We start from the raw sequence: 3,424 nt of genomic DNA, 5'->3' as shown, positions 1-3,424 counted from the left end.
TAATACTCAAAGAAGGGGCTAGCCTCTTCAAAGGGGAATATTGCGTACACTTCCTTGTTATGTGTATATCCGTACTTTATCTCGCTTAGAACACCAGGTGAAAGCATCCTGGTAGGGTAGAATACGACAATAATGTCGCTTTGGTTTATCAGCTGGTAATCACGCACCACGATCTGATCCTTGATGTCTCCCACCGCGCTCATAATCTCGTGGATGTTTATCTCTCCTCTCTTTCCGTCCACCTCAACTTCAACCTTGTCCTTTCCCTTAGACGCGGCATCGTGTGCCATGTCAATCAATATCGAGTCCTCGATAGATATAGGGTCGAAGACGACTATCCCGGCATCCTTCAGCTTCTGCTTAGTCTCGTCTTTAGCCTTCATTACCTCAGGGCTACCCTTCACGTGAGTGATTGGATAGCTGAGGTAAGCTTTAGGCATAGGCTTCTCGCCTGCCCTTTTAGCTCTCTCAACTTTGAATAGAATTCGTTCCAGCATGTGTGGATCTTCGCGGCGCGGGAAGAGGTAGAATGGCTTCTTCTGGTATTCTGCAAGCATCCTTGTGATGAAGGCTTCCTCGTCCCTCCATATAAGGATCTCCTTTAACGTCAGTCTGTCGCGCCAAGCCTTGTCGTGTTGTAGGTTCACGTAGATGTTGTGAACGTTGTCCAGGACGTTTATATAGACGTCCGGGTTAAGGGTGTTTACATAGTGGAAATTAAAGGCGCTTATGAGATGTTTTTTCCAACGAAAACATACATGAGTGCTGATTGCTCCCACATCTCTTTGAGTCCTTATTAACTCTGCTTCCCGCAGGACATCTTCAAAGGTTGCAGCCCTGAGATAGTCAAGGGCTAGAGGGTCCATGTCGAGGATCTTCCCGTCAGGGATTGAAATCCCGAGGTCGTCTGACTTCTTGTACATTCTCGACCCTATGTCTATAATCCTAAAGGAGGGGTTGATTGCTTGGATTTCTCTTAAGAGGGGTAATCGACCAGCACCACTAACGCCTGTGACGAAGGCTATGAGGGACTCCATTTTTACTCGAAACTACTTTTCATAACTCGATAAAAAACTAACTATTATAAGCTTTGAAAGACTATTTCAGCCCAAGTTTCTTTACAAGAGCCTCGCCCTCGCTCGTCAGCCTGTAGCCCACGGTGGCTCTGCCCTCAACATATATAAGGGTTGGAATAACCAGACGCTTTCCACTCAGATCGCCCACGGCTTTCACGAACTGCTCACGTGAAAGTGCTGTTAGCGAGAAGACAGAGGCATGGTCACCCTCACCGCCCAGCACGGCAAGGGCTTTAAGGACGGCCGTCCCCTCAGGCGGTAAGGATGGAACGGGTTCTGCTATTGGCGTGCTATTATTCTCCTCTGGTATTTTCACCGTTGTTGATGTCTGTGCGGCAACTTGGGCGGCGGGCTGGATAGCAGGCTTGGCTACGACGGGTCGGGCCTGTGGAATGACTTCAACCACGGCCTTCGGCGTTATCTTTAAGGGTTGTGGGAGCGCGTTGGCCTCCTTCAGCTCGGCGTAGGCCGTCGCATAAACCTCATCCGGATACATATAGTACCTGTTGATCACTGTGAAGACGTCTTTAGTCTCCTTGATGCCTTTCATCTGCATCCACTTCAGCACCACTCTTCTACGCTCTATCTCCTTGTACATATCCTCGGGGGTTTTTCCAGTCCTTTCCGCGATGTGTTTTATATGATAGCTTTCAGAGATAACCCTATGAGTATCCTTTACCGGGTCCCATCTGACAACCTCTCTATATTTTTCGAAGTCTTCAACTTCCCAAACATGCTTTACCCTACGCGCAAACCCGCCTGAAGGAAGAACTGTTCTCTCAGATAACAGAGCTATGTTGAGAGAGGGGATATAAGCGGGTGAGACGTTCATAGGGGGGCTTGTGAGCCTCTTAACAGCACGATCAAGGGAGTCAGCGTGCATTGTCGACATTCCTCCGTGGCCCGTACTCATGGCCTGGAAGAGTACGAAAGCCTCCTCACCCCTAACCTCTCCGACTATAATGTAATCAGGACGATACCTCAAGGACACCTTAACGAGATCGTAGAGGGTTATCTGTCCAACCTTGCTCTCACCTAGACCATAGCTCTCCCTGCTGACCAGTTGAACCCAGTTCTCGTGCGGAAGGTTTAGTTCAGGCGTCTCCTCTATAGTTACTATCTTGAAGCCCGGCTTAAAGAAGTTCGCAATGGCGTTCAAAAGCGTGGTTTTGCCTGCGGCGGTAGCACCTATCACCATCGCCGTCATCCTGTTCTCAATCATCAGCCAGAGGTATGCAGCGGTCCAGTCATCAAGGTTCCCACCTTCTACCATCTCGACTATTGAGAGTGGCTTCTCACGGAACTTGCGTATAGTAAAGGTGCTACCCCTTGGAGAAACCTCTTCACCGTAAGTCGCCGCGAGTCGGTGTCTCCCAGGAAGCATCGCGTCGACTATCGGGAAAGCGGCAGAGATATGCTTACCCGACATGTGAGCGAGCTTGACGATAAACTCCCTCAGATAATCACGGCTCCTAAATACGATGTTTGTCGGTATACTCTCATATTCCCTGTGCCATACGTGTATAGCCCTGTCGACACCATCACAGCTGATGTCCTCGAGCCTGTAGTCTCGCATCAAGACCTCGATTGGTCCATAGCCGACAAGGTCACGCTCAATATAATATATCACCTTCCCCCAGCTCTCCTCCCCGATTCCACGAAGAGACCCCTTATATTTCTCAGCGAGACGTCTAGCCTCATCTATCACGTGTTGCCTCAAATCAACGTCAAAAGAGGCTGGCGGCTCAAGCTCCACGCTCAAAATATCGATGAGCTTGTCCACCGCCTTCCTCTCCTCCTCCGTAAGCTGAACCTCCTCCACAAAATACGCCCTCTGATTGCCAGCCTCAGGTATCTCAACTATCTTGACCTTAGCGTAGGGCTCCACAACCCAGTACTCTGTGACGACTTTGTAGTCCTCTCGAACCGGTAGATGAACTACTGTCTCCTCAGGCTTCTCCTCCTTCTTCCCCTTACCCGTGGCTTTCTTAGGCTTTCTCTTGGGCATTAGATTACGATAGATAATCCCCTAAAAGTCATATTTAATATTTTACGTTCCGCTCCACGTTCAAAAGAACATTTACTTATTCCTAACTTTCTCTTATCTGTAGCTTGACTAATCCCCTTTTTATTAATCGTCATAATACTGCAGTGTGTATCGTTGCTCGCATTCAAGTATCGGGTCAAAAAACTTTAAAAATAACTTATTATTTAATATGTGAGGGCGTGCCCTGAAATTCCACCCCCCGCTACCAGCAGCGGGGTGGGGAAGCCAGGTATCCCGCGGGGCTCATAACCCCGAGGTCGGTGGTTCAAAAGGGCACGCCTAGAATTCTATCTATCCATAA

Annotated in this window: 2 protein-coding genes; both read right to left on the bottom strand. The window is 48.9% G+C overall.

The features are described from left to right. On the bottom strand, positions 1 to 1,037 hold a 1,037-nt coding region (locus ACP5KC_RS09515; RefSeq protein WP_273434062.1), incomplete at its 3' end, for a hypothetical protein. 61 nt (positions 1,038 to 1,098) lie between these two features. Continuing rightward, on the bottom strand, positions 1,099 to 3,084 hold the full coding sequence (locus ACP5KC_RS09510; protein WP_424739093.1) for a type II/IV secretion system ATPase subunit: 1,986 nt from the start codon (positions 3,082 to 3,084) through the stop codon (positions 1,099 to 1,101). Between the last annotated feature and the right edge of the window lie 340 nt (positions 3,085 to 3,424).

The sequence above is a fragment of the Infirmifilum sp. genome (assembly GCF_049970975.1).
Classification (GTDB): domain Archaea; phylum Thermoproteota; class Thermoprotei; order Thermofilales; family Thermofilaceae; genus Thermofilum; species Thermofilum uzonense.
Note: the sequence above shows the minus strand (reverse complement) of the source record. Positions and strands in the feature narration are given on the sequence as shown.